Origin of the sequence: Micromonospora cabrerizensis, assembly GCF_022230955.1 — a bacterium.
Lineage (GTDB): Bacteria > Actinomycetota > Actinomycetes > Mycobacteriales > Micromonosporaceae > Micromonospora > Micromonospora cabrerizensis.
Window position 1 is genome coordinate 1 of the sequence record NZ_JAKKFI010000090.1, and the last position, 14,522, is coordinate 14,522.

General features: G+C 71.5%; 11 protein-coding genes. 3 read left to right on the plus strand and 8 right to left on the minus strand.

The window, feature by feature from the left end:
• Positions 1-110: 110 nt before the first annotated feature.
• The 6 genes from LADH09A_RS24300 to deoC all read right to left on the minus strand — a co-directional run bounded on the left by LADH09A_RS24300 (position 111) and on the right by deoC (position 6,837).
• On the minus strand, positions 111-1,388 hold the full coding sequence (locus tag LADH09A_RS24300; protein WP_238647787.1) for a cytochrome ubiquinol oxidase subunit I: 1,278 nt from the start codon (positions 1,386-1,388) through the stop codon (positions 111-113).
• Between the two features lie 321 nt (positions 1,389-1,709).
• Positions 1,710-2,615, minus strand: a complete 906-nt coding sequence (locus LADH09A_RS24305) for a M56 family metallopeptidase (RefSeq protein WP_238647788.1) — start codon at positions 2,613-2,615, stop codon at positions 1,710-1,712.
• A 10-nt stretch (positions 2,616-2,625) separates the two neighbouring features.
• Positions 2,626-3,096: a BlaI/MecI/CopY family transcriptional regulator gene (locus LADH09A_RS24310; protein ID WP_238647789.1), complete on the minus strand. Its 471-nt coding sequence runs from the start codon at positions 3,094-3,096 to the stop codon at positions 2,626-2,628.
• A gap of 527 nt (positions 3,097-3,623) precedes the next feature.
• Complete coding sequence (locus LADH09A_RS24315) at positions 3,624-4,448, minus strand: aldehyde dehydrogenase family protein (protein ID WP_238647790.1); 825 nt, start codon at positions 4,446-4,448, stop codon at positions 3,624-3,626.
• Positions 4,441-5,871 carry an aldehyde dehydrogenase family protein gene (locus LADH09A_RS24320; RefSeq protein ID WP_238647791.1) on the minus strand — a complete coding sequence of 477 codons (1,431 nt, stop codon included), beginning with the start codon at positions 5,869-5,871 and terminating at the stop codon, positions 4,441-4,443. The genes LADH09A_RS24315 and LADH09A_RS24320 overlap by 8 nt, the downstream gene beginning before the upstream one ends.
• 6 nt (positions 5,872-5,877) lie before the next feature.
• Entirely contained in the window at positions 5,878-6,837 is a 960-nt protein-coding gene (deoC, locus tag LADH09A_RS24325; RefSeq protein WP_238647792.1) for a deoxyribose-phosphate aldolase, read from the minus strand.
• 123 nt (positions 6,838-6,960) lie between these two features.
• Here deoC and upp point away from each other — a divergent pair, with 123 nt between their 5' ends.
• Both upp and LADH09A_RS24335 read left to right on the plus strand, forming a co-directional pair.
• Entirely contained in the window at positions 6,961-7,593 is a 633-nt protein-coding gene (gene upp, locus LADH09A_RS24330; protein WP_179782109.1) for a uracil phosphoribosyltransferase, read from the plus strand.
• Positions 7,594-7,667: 74 nt separating this feature from the next.
• Complete coding sequence (locus LADH09A_RS24335) at positions 7,668-8,345, plus strand: GOLPH3/VPS74 family protein (RefSeq protein ID WP_238647793.1); 678 nt, start codon at positions 7,668-7,670, stop codon at positions 8,343-8,345.
• A gap of 189 nt (positions 8,346-8,534) precedes the next feature.
• Here the strand turns inward: LADH09A_RS24335 and LADH09A_RS24340 are convergent, their stop codons facing one another.
• Both LADH09A_RS24340 and LADH09A_RS24345 read right to left on the minus strand, forming a co-directional pair.
• Entirely contained in the window at positions 8,535-10,202 is a 1,668-nt protein-coding gene (locus tag LADH09A_RS24340; RefSeq protein WP_238647794.1) for a phospho-sugar mutase, read from the minus strand.
• A gap of 48 nt (positions 10,203-10,250) precedes the next feature.
• On the minus strand, positions 10,251-12,314 hold the full coding sequence (locus LADH09A_RS24345) for a serine/threonine-protein kinase (protein WP_238647795.1): 2,064 nt from the start codon (positions 12,312-12,314) through the stop codon (positions 10,251-10,253).
• 206 nt (positions 12,315-12,520) lie between these two features.
• Here LADH09A_RS24345 and LADH09A_RS24350 point away from each other — a divergent pair, with 206 nt between their 5' ends.
• Positions 12,521-14,104, plus strand: a complete 1,584-nt coding sequence (locus LADH09A_RS24350; protein WP_238647796.1) for an acyl-CoA mutase large subunit family protein — start codon at positions 12,521-12,523, stop codon at positions 14,102-14,104.
• Positions 14,105-14,522 lie beyond the last annotated feature (418 nt).

Consider the following 14,522-nt stretch of genomic DNA (forward strand, 5'->3'; position numbering starts at 1 on the left):
CCGGCGAAGAAGAGGCCGAGCAGGGCGTACCAGGCGAGGTCCACGGTCTTCTCCTCAGTTCCTCAATACCTCAGTTACTCAGTGCCTCAGTTGCTCAGTGCCTCAGTGCCTCAGTTGCTCAGTGCCTCAGTGCCTCGGGCGAAGGCCGGTTCGGGGTGGGCCGACTCGGTCGGCGGCGCCGGTGGGCGGCCGAGTGCCGGGTCGGCCGCGCCCCGCGCCGCGTGCCGGGCGAGCAGCACCCAGTTGGTGACGGCGAGGGTGCCGAGCAGCAGGCTGAACCCGATCAGCGAGGCGAGCATCACCGGCGCGCCGACCGGGGAGACGGCCTGCTCGGTGGGGAGCAGCCCGTACGCCACCCAGGGCTGGCGGCCGACCTCGCGGGAGATCCAGCCGAGGATCACCGCGACGAACGGCAGTGGCAGGGCGAGCAGGATCAGCCACAGCGGGAAGCGCAGCCGGATGATCCAGTCCCGGAAGAGCAGAGGAAGCAGCAACCAGACGCAGCCGAGGGTGAAGCCGATCAGGATCATGAAGCCCAGCCCGACGCTGGCCAGCACCGGTGGCGTGTAGTCGCCGGGGCCGAACCGGGTGGTCCACTCGGCGATCAGCGCCTGCGCCTCCGGGCTCTGGCCGCCGAACTTGGTCGGCTGCACGCCGCCGACCGGGCCGAACTGGGCGAAGCCGAAGCCCTGCACCAGGCTGATCGCCAGCGCCGAGGTGACCAGCCCGATCCGCAGCGAGGTGCGGAAGAGCACGAAGTCGGGCGTACGCCGGATCAGGTGCCAGGCGCTGACCGCCGCCATCAGCATCCCGCCGACCAGCAACGCGGCCGACACCACGTGCCCGAACGCCATGCCGAGGCTGGGGTTGGTCAGCAGCGCGCCGAAGTCGGTGAGGTGGGCGATGCCGTCGCGCACCTCGTAACCGACCGGGTTCTGCAACCAGGAGTTGGCCACCATGATCCAGAACGCCGAGGCGTACGCGGTGATCGCCACGCCCCAGAGCAGCGCGAGATGGACACCCTTGCCGAGCCGGTGCCAGCCGAAGATCCACATCCCGAGGAACGTGGATTCGAGGAAGAACGCCACCAGCGTCTCGATGGCCAGCGGCGCGCCGAAGACATTGCCGACGTAGCGCGACAGGCCACTCCAGTTCAGCCCGAACTGGAACTCCATCACGATGCCGGTGGCGATGCCGAGCACGTAGTTGATCACGTAGAGCTGGCCCCAGTAGCGGGTCAGCCGCTCCCACTTCGGGGTGCCGGTGAGCACCCAGGCGGTCTGCATCCCGACCAGCAGGGTGACCAGCCCGAGCGTGACGACCACGAAGAGGAAGTGGATCGAGGTGGTGGTGGCGAACTGCAGGCGGGCGAGGAGCAGGGTGTCCATGGCCGGCTCTCCGTAGTGTTGGCTCCCTTGTCGTAGCCACCCTACACGTAGGTTCTCTACACGTCTGACTACTACGTGCTGTCGTAATAGAGTCTACGACATCACGTAGTAGTTGTGGGGCCGGGAAGATCGCGCTCGATCCTGGATGTAGTGGCCTCGTCGGCCGTGGAGGCCACTCGATCCTGGATCGAGCGCGATCTTGCAATGGGGAGGCGGGCAGCGGGGCGCGGGGCGCACGCGGGGCGCGGTGACCCGCCGCGGCGAGAGCACCGCGGGGCGCGGGTGTGGGCGCGGGGGTGCGGGTGCTGCGCGGGGGTCAGGTCAGGACAGGAAGAGGGTGACCGGGAGGGCGACCAGCGTGCTGGCGACCGCGAGGGCGGTGGCGCCGAGCACCCGGGGCGGCCGGTCGGTGACCAGGAGGCGCTGGACCCGTACGTCGAGATCCCGGTCGCCCATGCCCAGCGCGCCGGCCGGCGTGATGCGGTGACCGGCGGCGGCGAAGCGGCGTAGTGCTCCGGCGAGCGGCGCTTCGGCGTGCAGCTCACACGCCTTGTCGTCGGCACGCATCTCGACCAGCAGGGCGACCCGCTCGTGGGCGTCGCGGACCCAGCCGAACCACGGCAACGCCCGGCACAGCGCGGTGAACGGCAGCAGCACCAGATCGTGCCGCTCGTGGGCATGCGCGCGCTCGTGGCTGAGCACCGCGGCCAGCTCGGCGCGGTCCAGCAGGCTCAGTGTGCCGGCGCTGACCACCACCTGCGGCTTCACCCCGGGCAGGCAGTACGCGGCGGCGCTCGGATGATCCAGCACCAGCGCACCGGGTGCGGCCGGATCATCCCGGGCGACCAGGGAGAGCAGGTCCCGGTGCCGGCGCTGGGCGCGTACGGTGCCGTGGATGCTGCGGACGGTCGTGGTCACCAGCACCGCGCCGATGCCGAAGCCCACGCCGACGCCGGCGAGGTGGAAGGCGTTCACCCCGATCGGCAGCGTGCCGTGGGCGAGGTCGTCGGCCAGGGCGAGCAGCGCGCTGCCGGTCGGCCGGTCGTACGCGCTCAACCCGAGCGCCATGGGCAGGCCCATCGCGGAGAGGCCCAGCGCCAACCCGACGGCCTGCCAGCAGATGATCGCCACCCGGGGGCTGCGCCACGTCCAGGTGGAGCGGGCCAGCACCTGGGCCGTCAGGTAGCAGGCCAACATGGTGGCGGCGAAGTGCACGGCGTACGCCATGGCGCGCGTCCTACCGCTCCGCTGCCTCGCCGGCGGTTCGCCGGCCCGTCGGTGCGTCCAGGCGGTCGGTCAGCTCGGTGTCGGCTGGGTCGCCGCCGGTGGAACCTGGACCGGTCAGGCCCGCCTCGCTGCCCAGGGCCGCCCGCAGCACCTCGGCCTCGGTGCCGGTCACCGAGCGGGCGAACCGCACCAGCGCGGCGTCCCGGCTGCCGCCGAGATCGAGGGCGTCGAGCATGAGCTGGGCGATGTGCGCCTCACGGCTGGCCGCCGGCCGGTAGCGCCAGGCCCGGCCCTCGCGCTCCCGCTGCACCATGCCCTTGCCGGCGAGCCGGTCCAGCACGGTCATCACCGTGGTGTACGCCAACTCGCGGCCGTCGAGCGCGTCGGCCACCTCGCGCACGGTCACACCGTCCGACGTGCCGGGGACCACGTCCCACAACACGTCCATCACCGCACGCTCAAGATCGCCCAACCGAGTCACGCACCAATCCTACCCCCGGTAGTAGAGCCCTGGCCCCCACGCCCACCCCACCGGCCCTCCTTCTCAGCCGTGATCATGGGGTTGACCGGGCCAAGCGAGATCAAAAACCCCGCCAACCCCATGATCACCAACCAGGATCGGCGGACCGGCGCAAGATCCGCACAAGTTCAGGGATGTTGCTGCCTCAGGCGCTCCGCAGGCAGCAACATCCCGGAAGTTGCGCAGATCTTGACCGCCCCGGCGAGGGCGGGCGAAGCGCGCACCGGCGGCGAGGAGCGGCCCGGCGAGGGCGGCCCGGCGGCGAGGAACGGGCCGGCGGCGGGAGAGCGCCCGGCACAGACAGTGCCTCACCGCACCTACCTGCCCCCGACCGGCAACCCGACCCGAGGCAGAACCCGTGAGCTGACCCACCCCGGCGAACCCGGCCCACGTCAGGTTTTCCGGGGGAGCCCCACCCGCGCAGGGATCAAGCCTGACCGCCCGGAGCGGGTGGGGCTCCCCCGGAAAACCCAAAGGCCGGGAACGAATCACACCCCCTTGGGATGCCACACGGTCTTGGTCTCCAGCAGCGCCGTCATCCGAGCCAGACCCGGGTCGACGGACCAGTCGTGGTCGGCCGGGGCAGGCCGGAGCACCCGCTTGAGGTTCTCCGCCGCCCTGACCTCCAGGTCGGTGGCGAGCGAGGTGTCGGTCACCCCGCTCAGGTCGATCGCGTTGACGTCCATGTGCGCAGCCAGCGCCGGCGCGGTCTCGGTGATCGCGCCGGTGAGAATGTTGACCACCCCACCGGGCAGGTCGGAGGTGGCCAGCACCTCGGCCAGCGTCACCGCAGCCAGTGGCTCGGAGGGCGAGGCCGCCACGACCACCGTGTTGCCGCTGACGATCGCCGGGGCGATCACGCTGACCAGGCCGAGCAGCGCCGGGCGCTCGGGGGCGACCACCGCGACCACGCCGGTCGGCTCGGGCGCCGAGATGTTGAAGTACGGGCCGGCGACCGGGTTGGCGCCGCCGTACACCTGGGCGAGCTTGTCGGCCCAGCCGGCGTACCAGACCCAGCGGTCCACCGCGGCGTCCACCTCGTCGCCGGGCACGCCCAGGGCGACGAACTGCTCGCGGCGGCCCTCCAGCATCTCGGCGGCGCGGTAGAGGATCTGACCCCGGTTGTACGCGGTCGCGCCGGCCCAGCCCTTCACGGCGGCGCGGGCGGCGACCACCGCGTCCCGGGCGTCCTTGCGGGAGGCCAGTGACACATTCGAGGACTGCACGAGATACGACCGTCCCGACTCGCTGCGCGGGAACTTCCCGCCGATGAAGAGCTTGTACGTCTTGCGTACCGCGACGCGCTCAGACATTGAGGTAGCCCTCCAGCCCGTGCCGGCCGCCCTCGCGACCGTAACCCGACTCCTTGTAGCCACCGAACGGCGAGGTGGGGTCGAACTTGTTGAACGTGTTGGCCCAGACCACGCCGGCGCGCAGCCGGTCGGCCATCCACAGGATCCGCGAACCCTTGTCGGTCCAGATGCCGGCCGACAGCCCGTACGGCGTGTTGTTGGCCTTCTCGACGGCCTCGGCCGGGGTGCGGAAGGTGAGCACCGACAGCACCGGGCCGAAGATCTCCTCGCGGGCGATCCGGTGGGCCTGGGTGACCCCGGTGAAGATGGTGGGCGCGAACCAGAAGCCGCGCTCGGGCAGCTCGCACGGCGGTGACCAGCGCTCGGCGCCCTCGGCGGAGCCGGCGTCGGACAGCTCGCGGATCCGCTCCAGCTGGGCGGCGGAGTTGATCGCGCCGACGTCGGTGTTCTTGTCCAGTGGGTCGCCGACCCGGAGCTGGGCCATCCGCCGCTTCAGCGACTCCAGTACGCGGTCGGCCACGTTCTCCTGGACCAGCAGGCGGGAGCCGGCGCAGCAGACGTGCCCCTGGTTGAAGAAGATGCCGTTGACGATGCCCTCGACGGCCTGGTCGATGGGCGCGTCGTCGAAGACGATGTTGGCGGCCTTGCCGCCCAGTTCCAGGGTGAGCTTCTTGCTGGTGCCGGCGACGGACCGGGCGATGGCCCGGCCGACCTCGGTGGAGCCGGTGAAGGCGACCTTGTCGACGCCGGTGTGCTCGACCAGTGCCCGGCCGGTGTCGCCGGCGCCGGTGACGATGTTGACGACACCGGCCGGCAGGTCGGCCTGCTGGCAGATCTCGGCGAAGAGCAGCGCGGTGAGCGGGGTGGTCTCGGCGGGCTTCAGCACCACCGTGTTGCCCGCGGCGAGCGCCGGGGCGATCTTCCAGGCCAGCATGAGCAGCGGGAAGTTCCACGGGATGACCTGCGCGGCCACGCCGATCGGCCGGGGGTTCGGGCCGAAGCCTGCGTGGCTCAGCTTGTCGGCCCAACCGGCGTAGTAGAAGAAGTGCGCGGCGACCAGCGGCAGGTCGACGTCCCGGGACTCCCGGATGGGCTTGCCGTTGTCCAGGGATTCCAGGACGGCCAGCTCGCGGGAGCGCTCCTGGATGAGCCGGGCGATCCGGTACAGGTACTTCGCCCGGTCCCGGCCCGACATCGGACCCCAGACCTTGTCGTACGCCTTGCGGGCGGCACGCACGGCGCGCTCCACGTCCTGGGCGCCGGCCTCTGCGATCTCGGCCAGCACCTCCTCGGAGGCGGGGTTGATCGACTTGAAGCTGCCACCGTCGGTGGGGTCGACGAACGTGCCGTCGATGAACAGCCCGTACGAGGGTTTGAGGTCCACCACCGAGCGGGACTCGGGGGCGGGGGCGTATTCGAACATCGGCTATCAGTCCAGGGTGAAGTAGTCGGGACCGGAGTAGGTGCCGGTCGTCAGCTTGGTGCGCTGCATCAGCAGGTCGTTGAGCAGGCTGGACGCGCCGAAGCGGAACCAGTCCGGGTCGAGCCAGTCCGGGCCGACGGTCTCGTTGACCATCACCAGGTACTTGATCGCGTCCTTGGTGGTCTTGATGCCACCGGCGGGCTTCACGCCCACCTGCCGCCCGGTCGCCGCCCGGAAGTCACGGACCGCTTCCAGCATCACCAGGGTCACCGGCAGGGTCGCCGCGACCGGGACCTTGCCGGTGGAGGTCTTGATGAAGTCGCCGCCGGCCAGCATGGCCAGCCAGGAGGCCCGCCGCACGTTGTCGTAGGTGGCCAGCTCGCCGGTCTCCAGGATCACCTTGAGGTGGGCGTCGCCGGAGGCCTCCTTGGTGGCCACGATCTCGTCGTAGACCTCCTTGTAGCGCCCGGCCAGGAACGCACCCCGGTTGATCACCATGTCGATCTCGTCGGCGCCGGCCGCGACGGCGGCCCGGGTGTCGGCGAGCTTGATCTCCAAGGGGGCCTGACCCGACGGGAACGCGGTCGCCACGCTGGCCAGGTGCACGGCGGATCCGCGCAGCACCTCGGCCACGTACGGGACCATCGCCGGGTAGACGCAGACCGCGCCGACGTGTGGGCAGGACGGGTCGGCCGGGTCCGGGCGCAGCGCCTTCGCGGCGAGCGCGCGCACCTTGCCCGGGGTGTCCGCCCCCTCCAGGGTGGTCAGGTCGACCATCCGGATCGCCAGGTCGATCGCCTGGGCCTTGGCGGTGGTCTTGATGGATCGGGTGCCGAGCTGTGCCGCCCGCTGCTCCGCGCCGACCTGGTCCACACCGGGAAGCCCGTGCAGGAAGGTCCGCAGAGCGGTCTCGGATCGTCCCAGCTCGGAGAGCTCCGACCGGGCCGACGTCGTTGTCGCCGTCATGCCGAGAAGTCTACGCACCGGACGGCTGAGTGATCTTGGTCACGGCGGGCCCGGCGTGAGCGGCGTCGCTGGTCCGACCGCACCCGCACCACCGCGCCGAACGGACCGGTAGGTTGAGCGATCGTGGACGTACACGTCATTGACCACCCGCTGGCCCAGTCTCGGCTGACCGCCATGCGGGACGCGCGCACCGATTCCTCGACGTTCCGGGCGGCGCTGCACGAACTGACCACCATGCTGGTGTACGAGGCGGCGCGTTCCTTCCCCGTCGAGCGGTACCAGGTGCAGACGCCGGTCACCGGCGCCGAGGGCACCCGGCTGGCCAACCCGCCGCTGCTGGTGCCGGTGCTGCGGGCCGGCCTCGGCATGGCGGACGCCGCACTCGGCCTGCTGCCGGAGTCCTCGATGGGCTTCGTCGGCCTGGCCCGTGACGAGGAGACCTACGAGCCGCGCGCGTACATGGAGTCGCTGCCCCGCGATCTGACCGGGCTGCCGGTGCTGGTGCTCGACCCGATGCTGGCGACCGGTGGCTCGCTGGAGCATTCCTGCCGGTTGCTGGCCGACCGTGGCTGCACCGACATCACCGTGCTCTGCGTGCTCGCCGCCCCGGTGGGCATCGAGCGGCTGGAACGCTCCGGCCTGCCGTTGCGGCTGGTCACGGCCTCGATCGACCAGGGGCTCAACGACAGCATGTTCATCGTCCCCGGGCTCGGGGACGCCGGCGACCGCCAGTTCGGCGGCATGCCCCGGTTCTGAGCGCGACACCCGGTCGGTGCCGGGTGTGGCGGGTCCGTGCGCGGTGGTGCGCGGACCCGCTACCGTCTCGGGCCATGACTGGTGTTGCGCTCGCCGAGGAGTTGCTGCTCCTCGCCTACGACGACACGACCGGCAAGGCGACCATGCCTCGGATCAGCCTGGACCTCGGCATGGCCGCCGCGGTGCTGGTCGAGTTGGCCATCGCCGGCCGGATCGCGTACGCCGAAGGGTCGTTGACCGTGGTCGACCCGACGCCGACCGGCGAGCCGGTCGCCGACGAGGTGTTGAGCCGGATCGCGGTCGACACCCCGCACACCCCGGCCTCCTGGGTGCAGCGTCTGCGGCACGGCCTGCGCGACCGGATCCTCGGTGACCTGTGCAGCCAGGGTGTGGTCCGCGACGTCGACGAGACCGAGCTGGGTTTCATCCACGTGCACCGTTACCCGGTGGTGGACGCCTCCGTCGAGGCGGAGACCCGCCAGCGGCTGGCCGAGGCCCTGACCGGCGCGGCGGCCCCGGACGAGCGGACCGCGGCGTTGGCCACCCTGGTCGTGGTGCTGCGGATGGAGTCGTCGCTCGGGGTGGACGGTGAGACCGCCGCCGACGCGCGCCGCAGGCTGGAGGAGATCGCCACCGGCGCCGGCTTCTCCGGCGAGGTGAGCACCGACGACTCGGTGGTCCGCCCGTCGGTCGGCCTGGTCGTCGCGGCCCTGGGCCGCGCCGTCGACCAGGCCCTCGGCCCGCGCCGCTGACGCCGGGTCGACCCCGCTCGGCGTTCCCTCTGCTCTGCACCCGCCCAGGCACCACGTGCCGGCCCGCGCCGCTGACCGTCGGGGGCCGACCCCGCTCGGTGTTCCCTTTGCTCTGCACCCGCCCAGGCGCCACCGGCCGACAGCTCAGCCAGTGGCGCTTCCGCGGGTGCAGAGCAAAGGACGGGTGGTTCAGATGCCGAGGGCGGCGCTGACCTCGGCGCGAAGCGCGGCGACGGCCGACGCCGCCCTGCCGCGGGCCGTCCGGACGTCACCGTCCACGACCGGTTCCACCACCTCGAGGTACGCCTTGAGCTTCGGCTCGGTCCCGGAGGGCCGGATCACCACCCGGGCCGCCGCGGTGCGCAGGATCACCACGTCCGACTCGGGCAGCAGGTCCCGGACGCTGTCCACCGGCTGCCCGAGCAGGGTCGTCGGGGTGTCCGCCCGGATCCTGGCCATCGCGTCGCTGATCACCCGCAGGTCGTCCACCCGGGCGGAGAGCTGGTCGGTGTGGTGCACGCCGAACTCGGCGGCCAACTCGTCGAGCCGGTCGGTCAGCGTCCGACCCTGGGTCTTCAGACCGGCGGCCAACTCGGCCACGGTCAGCGCCGCCGTGATGCCGTCCTTGTCCCGGACGTGCTCCGGTGCGACGCAGTAGCCGAGCGCCTCCTCGTAGCCGAAGACCAGAGGCGTGCTCCCGCCGCCAGCCCGCACGATCCACTTGAACCCGGTCAGCGTCTCGTCGTAGGCCAGGCCGCGCGCTGCGCACATCGCGCGCAGCAGTGACGAGGACACGATCGTGGTCGCGTACAGCCCGGTCACCCCGCGCCGCATCAGGTGATCGGCCAGCAGCACGCCCACCTCGTCGCCGCGCAGCATCCGCCAGCCGTCGCGCCCGTCGCGGACGACCACCGCGCAACGGTCGGCGTCCGGGTCGTTCGCGATGGCGAGATCCGCGCCGGTCGAGTCGGCCAGGGCGATCAGCCGGTCCACCGCCCCCGGCTCCTCCGGGTTGGGGAACGACACGGTGGGAAACGCCGGGTCCGGCTCGGCCTGGTCGGGGACCACGCCGGGCACCGGGAAACCGGCGCGGGCGAAGGCGGCGGTGAGCACCGCCGCGCCCACCCCGTGCAGAGGGGTGTACGCCACCATCAGGTCCCGTGGCCCGTCCGGGTCGATCACGGCGGTGGCCTGTTCGACGTACGAGGCGGCCAGGTCGTCGCCGAGCACCTGCCCGGGTGGGCCGAGCGGCACCTGGGTCAGCGGGCCGACCGATCGGATGGCCGCCTCGATGCCGGCGTCGGCGGGCGGCACGATCTGGGCACCCGCGCCCAGCTCACCGCCCAGCTCCGCACCGAGGTAGACCTTGTAGCCGTTGTCCTGAGGTGGGTTGTGGCTGGCCGTGACCATCACACCGGCGACTCCGCCGAGGTGGCGCACCGCGTACGCCAGCACCGGGGTGGGCAGCGGGCGGGGCAGCAGCAGCGCCGGTCGACCCGCCCCGGTGGCCACCTGGGCGGTGCGCTCGGCGAACTCCCGGGAGCCGTGCCGAGCGTCGTAACCGATCACCAGGGGGCCGGTGCCGCCCTGGGCCGCGAGCCAGCCGACCAGGCCGGCAGCGGCCTGGGTGACCACGGCGAGGTTCATTCCGTTCGGGCCGGCCCGCAGTGGGCCGCGCAGGCCCGCGGTGCCGAAGGTCAGTGGGCCGGCGAACCGGTCGGCCAGCTCCGGCGCGCTCGCCGGCAGCCGGTCGAGCACCGCCGTCAGCTCGTCCCGGCTGGCCGGGTCGGGGTCGTCGGCCAGCCAGCGCCGGGCTTGCTCGCGAATGTCGTCGATGTCAGTGGTGTCCGCCGCCATGCCTCTTGATAGCACGGCGGCGGATCACCGCTGTCGGTTCCCTCCGGCTCAGCCGTCTCCGGTGAGCTGGAACGTCCGCACCATCTCGTCGAAGATCGGCTTGCTCTCCGCGAACTTGGTGTCCGTCGAGGTCAGGTAGAACGAGTACGCCTTGCCGCCCTCGGCCACACCACGCCAGACGCCGTGCCGCATGGCGTCGCCCTCGCCGCAGGTGTATTCGAACTCGGCGGCGGGCTTGCTGGCCAGCTCGGTCTCGGTGGCACTGATCTGCTGGTACGGCTTGACGCAGGAGGTGCTCCTGGTCTTGAGACCGTTCTCCGCCGTCTCCGCCCAACGGTTGGAGTCGCTGGACCACTTCTCGGTGATGATGCGCACCTTGCGGCCGCTGTCCTCCGGGTCGATGTAGTCGGTGTAGGAACCGCCGGTGGCCTTCTTCCAACCCTTCGGCACCATGAGCTGGATGCCGCGGGCGGCGTGTTCCTGCATCTCGACGGTCGGCGCGGTCGCGGTGGACGGGGTGGGCTGCGCCTGCGGAGTGCTCGGCGGCGCGTCGTCACCGCCGGAGAGCGCCACCACGGTGAGCAGCAGCACAACGGCCAACCCGCCGGCCGCGGCGAGCTGCACCTTGCGCGGCCAGCCCTTGACCGTGCCGACGAGCTGACCACCGGTGGCGCGGACCTTGCCCAGCGCGCCACCGCCGCCGGACGCGGCCGGCGGCGTGGCCCAGGGTTGGCCGGTGCCCGGCACCGACCACTGGTTGCCGCCGCCGTAGGTGCCGCCGATGCGTTGGGTGGCCTCCGGTGCGCCGCCGTAGCCGACCTGCTGGGTGGCGCCGGCCGGAGTGCCGTAGGTGACCCGCTGGGTGGCGTCCGGGTGCGCCCCGGCGTCCACCCGCTGGGTGGCGTCCGCGTTGCCGCCGTAGGCACGCCCGGCGGACTGTCGGCCGGGTGCGGGCATCGCGCCGGTGGGGGTGTGCAGCGGGCCGGCCAACGCGTCGGCGCTGGTCTCGTCGAGCCCGGTGGCACCGGTCGTGCCGGTGGGCTGTGGGCGTTCGCCCCGGCTCAGCGCCGCCAGCCGGTCGGTGAGCGACTCACCCGGGGCCAGCATGGCGGGCCCACCGATCTGGCTGTCCGGCTTCGGCTCCGGCTGGGGCGGCGGCAGGACGGGCACCGGGCGCTGCTGCACCGGCACCACGGCGTACGGGTCGGTGACCGAGTGCACGGCGGTCGCGGTGCTGCCCAGTGCGCCGGCGAGCAGCTCGCGCAGCATGGCCCGCGAGGTGTGCACGTCCAACCGGCGCGCCGGGTCCTTCTCCAACAGACCCATCAGCACGCGGGTCAGCGGGCCGCTGCGCTGCGGCGGGGCGGGCGGGTCCTCGACCACGGCGTGCATGGTCTCGATCGGGTCGCCCTTGTCGAACGGGGGTCGCCCCTCGACCGCTGTGTAGAGCGTCACACCCAGTGAGAAGAGATCGCTCGGCGGCCCGAACTCCTGGCCCATGGCGCGCTCGGGCGAGATGAAGTGCGGGGAGCCGAGCACCATGCCGGGGGTGGTGAGCTGGACGTCGGTGGGCATCCGGGCTACCCCGAAGTCGGTCAGCACGCAGCGCCCGTCGGCGCAGATCAGCACGTTGGCGGGTTTCACGTCCCGGTGCAGGACACCGATGGCGTGCGCGACCTCCAACGCGCCGAGCAGCGCGATGCCGATCTTGGCAACGGCCCGGGGCGCCACCGGCCCGTCCTCGATGACCATGTCGGCGAGGCTGCGGGCGTCCAGCAGCTCCATCACGATCCACGGCCGGCCGGCCTCGGTGACCACGTCGTACACCTGCACGACGGCGGGGTGCTGGATGGCGGCGGCGGCGCGGGCCTCGCGCAGGGTGCGTTCGTACATGGCGTCACGGTCGCTGGGGGCCAGACCCGGAGGAAGGACGACCTCCTTCACCGCCACGTCACGGCGCAGCAGGGTGTCTGTGGCGCGCCACACCGTGCCCATGCCGCCGTTGCCCACCGAGGACCGCAGCGAGTACCGGCCACCAATGGTGGTGCCGGGCGCCGCTCGGCCGTTGGCGGGACTAACTGGTCCGCCGCTCCACGTCGGGATCTGAGTCACAGAAAAGCCACCGGGGGAAATCGAGGGGGGCTGGGACACAACCCCCCTATCTTGCTGGTTCCGACGCCCGATGCGAAAGCCGACGCGACGGACGTTTATCGAAGCTGACAGAACGTGCCGTGTCGTTCACCTGGTGTCGACCGGTCGGGACGCACTGTGCGGTATCCCTCACGCGAGGGCGTGGCCAGGCGTCCTACCATCCGGGGATGAGTGAACGGCGGTCAAGCGAGTCCGGTTTCCCGATCAACGGCGTCTACACGGAGGCCGACCTTCCGGAGGACCTGGACTCCCGGCTGGGCAGCCCCGGCGAGTTCCCGTACACCCGGGGGGTCTACCCCACGATGTACACCTCCCGTCCGTGGACCATGCGCCAGTATGCCGGCTTCGGCACCGCCACCGAGTCCAACGCGCGGTACCACCAGCTGTTGCGGGCCGGCACGATGGGCCTCTCGGTCGCCTTCGACCTGCCGACGCAGATGGGCTACGACTCCGACGAGCCGATCGCGCACGGCGAGGTCGGCAAGGTGGGCGTCGCCATCGACTCCATCGAGGACATGCGGCTGCTCTTCGCCGACATTCCGCTGGACAAGGTCTCCACCTCGATGACCATCAACGCGCCCGGCTCGGTGCTGCTGCTGCTCTACCAGCTCGTCGCCGAGGAGAACGGGGTGCCCGGCTCGGCGCTCAACGGCACGATCCAGAACGACATCCTCAAGGAGTACATCGCCCGGGGGACGTACATCTTCCCGCCGAAGCCGTCGCTGCGCCTGGTGGCCGACACGTTCGCGTACTGCCGCAAGGAGGTGCCGAAGTGGAACACCATCTCCATCTCCGGCTACCACATGGCCGAGGCCGGCGCGACGCCCGCGCAGGAGATCGCGTTCACCCTGGCCAACGGCGTGGAGTACGTGCGGGCGGCGCTGGCCGCCGGGCTCGCCGTGGACGACTTCGCGCCCCGGCTGTCGTTCTTCTTCGTGGCCCGCACGACCCTGCTGGAAGAGGTGGCGAAGTTCCGTGCCGCCCGCAAGATCTGGGCCCGTCTGATGCGGGACGACTTCGGCGCCAAGGACCCGAAGTCGATGATGCTGCGCTTCCACACCCAGACCGCCGGTGTGCAGCTCACCGCGCAGCAGCCGGAGGTGAACCTGGTCCGGGTGGCGGTGCAGGGGTTGGGCGCGGTGCTCGGCGGCACCCAGTCGCTGCACACCAACAGCTTCGACGAGGCGATCGCGCTGCCCACCGAGAAGGCGGCCCGGCTCGCGCTGCGGACCCAGCAGGTGCTGGCGTACGAGACGGACCTGACCGCCACCGTCGACCCGTTCGCCGGCTCGTACGTGGTGGAGGCGATGACCGCCGAGATCGAGGCCGCCGCCGTCGAGTTGATGGAGCGGGTGGCCGACCACGGCTCGGCGGTGGACGCGATCGAGGCCGGGTTCCAGAAGCGGGAGATCGAGCAGTCCGCGTACCGGATCGCCCAGGAGATCGACTCGGGTGAGCGGGTGGTGGTCGGGCTCAACCGGTTCACCGTTGACGAGGAGGAGCCGTACGAGCCGCTGCGGGTCGACCCGACGATCGAGGCGGCCCAGGCCGACCGGCTGGCGCGGCTGCGCTCCGAGCGGGACGCCGACGCGGTGACGCGGGCTCTCGCGGATCTGCGGGCCGCGGCCGAGGGAACGGACAACGTGCTCTACCCGATGAAGGCGGCGCTGCGGGCCCGGGCGACAGTGGGCGAGGTGTGCGGGACGTTGCGCGAGGTGTGGGGGTTGTACCGGCCCACCGATCGTTTCTGACCGGCACTGGCCGCGACGGCGGTGTTTGCGTCCGGTTCAGCGGGTACCCCTTCGACCACGGACGCACACCGTGTGCGCCCGTGGTCGACGCGTGCGTGTGAGCGTCCTTATCCGGTCGTCGCGGAGTGTGGTCGGCTAATTGTCGGAGTGTCAGTTCACCACCCCGACTAATGCGACAATTTGCAACAGGGGTCCCCTGGTGGCACCCCGGATTCGCGACCGCCACGATTGGTTACGCGTTGTAGGAGGTGAGGGGCGGATGACGGCATTCGAGCACGATCTACCTGCTGTCCCGCACATCTCCGAGCGCCCTCAGCAGGGCATTCGTGACGCTACGCGGTCTGATCATTACCGGAACGAGGTTGCGCAGCGTCACCGCCGGAGGTCTAGGCTGTCTGCTGTCCCCGATGATCCATCC

Excerpts from the sequence above, each read along its gene's own strand:
- deoC (WP_238647792.1), bottom strand. The coding sequence starts at position 6,837 with ATGACGGCGACAACGACGTCGGCCCGGTCGGAGCTCTCCGAGCTGGGA.
- LADH09A_RS24335 (WP_238647793.1), top strand. The coding sequence starts at position 7,668 with ATGACTGGTGTTGCGCTCGCCGAGGAGTTGCTGCTCCTCGCCTACGAC.
- LADH09A_RS24340 (WP_238647794.1), bottom strand. The coding sequence starts at position 10,202 with ATGGCGGCGGACACCACTGACATCGACGACATTCGCGAGCAAGCCCGG.
- LADH09A_RS24350 (WP_238647796.1), top strand. The coding sequence starts at position 12,521 with ATGAGTGAACGGCGGTCAAGCGAGTCCGGTTTCCCGATCAACGGCGTC.
- LADH09A_RS24315 (WP_238647790.1), bottom strand. The coding sequence starts at position 4,448 with ATGTCTGAGCGCGTCGCGGTACGCAAGACGTACAAGCTCTTCATCGGC.
- LADH09A_RS24305 (WP_238647788.1), bottom strand. The coding sequence starts at position 2,615 with ATGGCGTACGCCGTGCACTTCGCCGCCACCATGTTGGCCTGCTACCTG.
- LADH09A_RS24320 (WP_238647791.1), bottom strand. The coding sequence starts at position 5,871 with ATGTTCGAATACGCCCCCGCCCCCGAGTCCCGCTCGGTGGTGGACCTC.
- LADH09A_RS24300 (WP_238647787.1), bottom strand. The coding sequence starts at position 1,388 with ATGGACACCCTGCTCCTCGCCCGCCTGCAGTTCGCCACCACCACCTCG.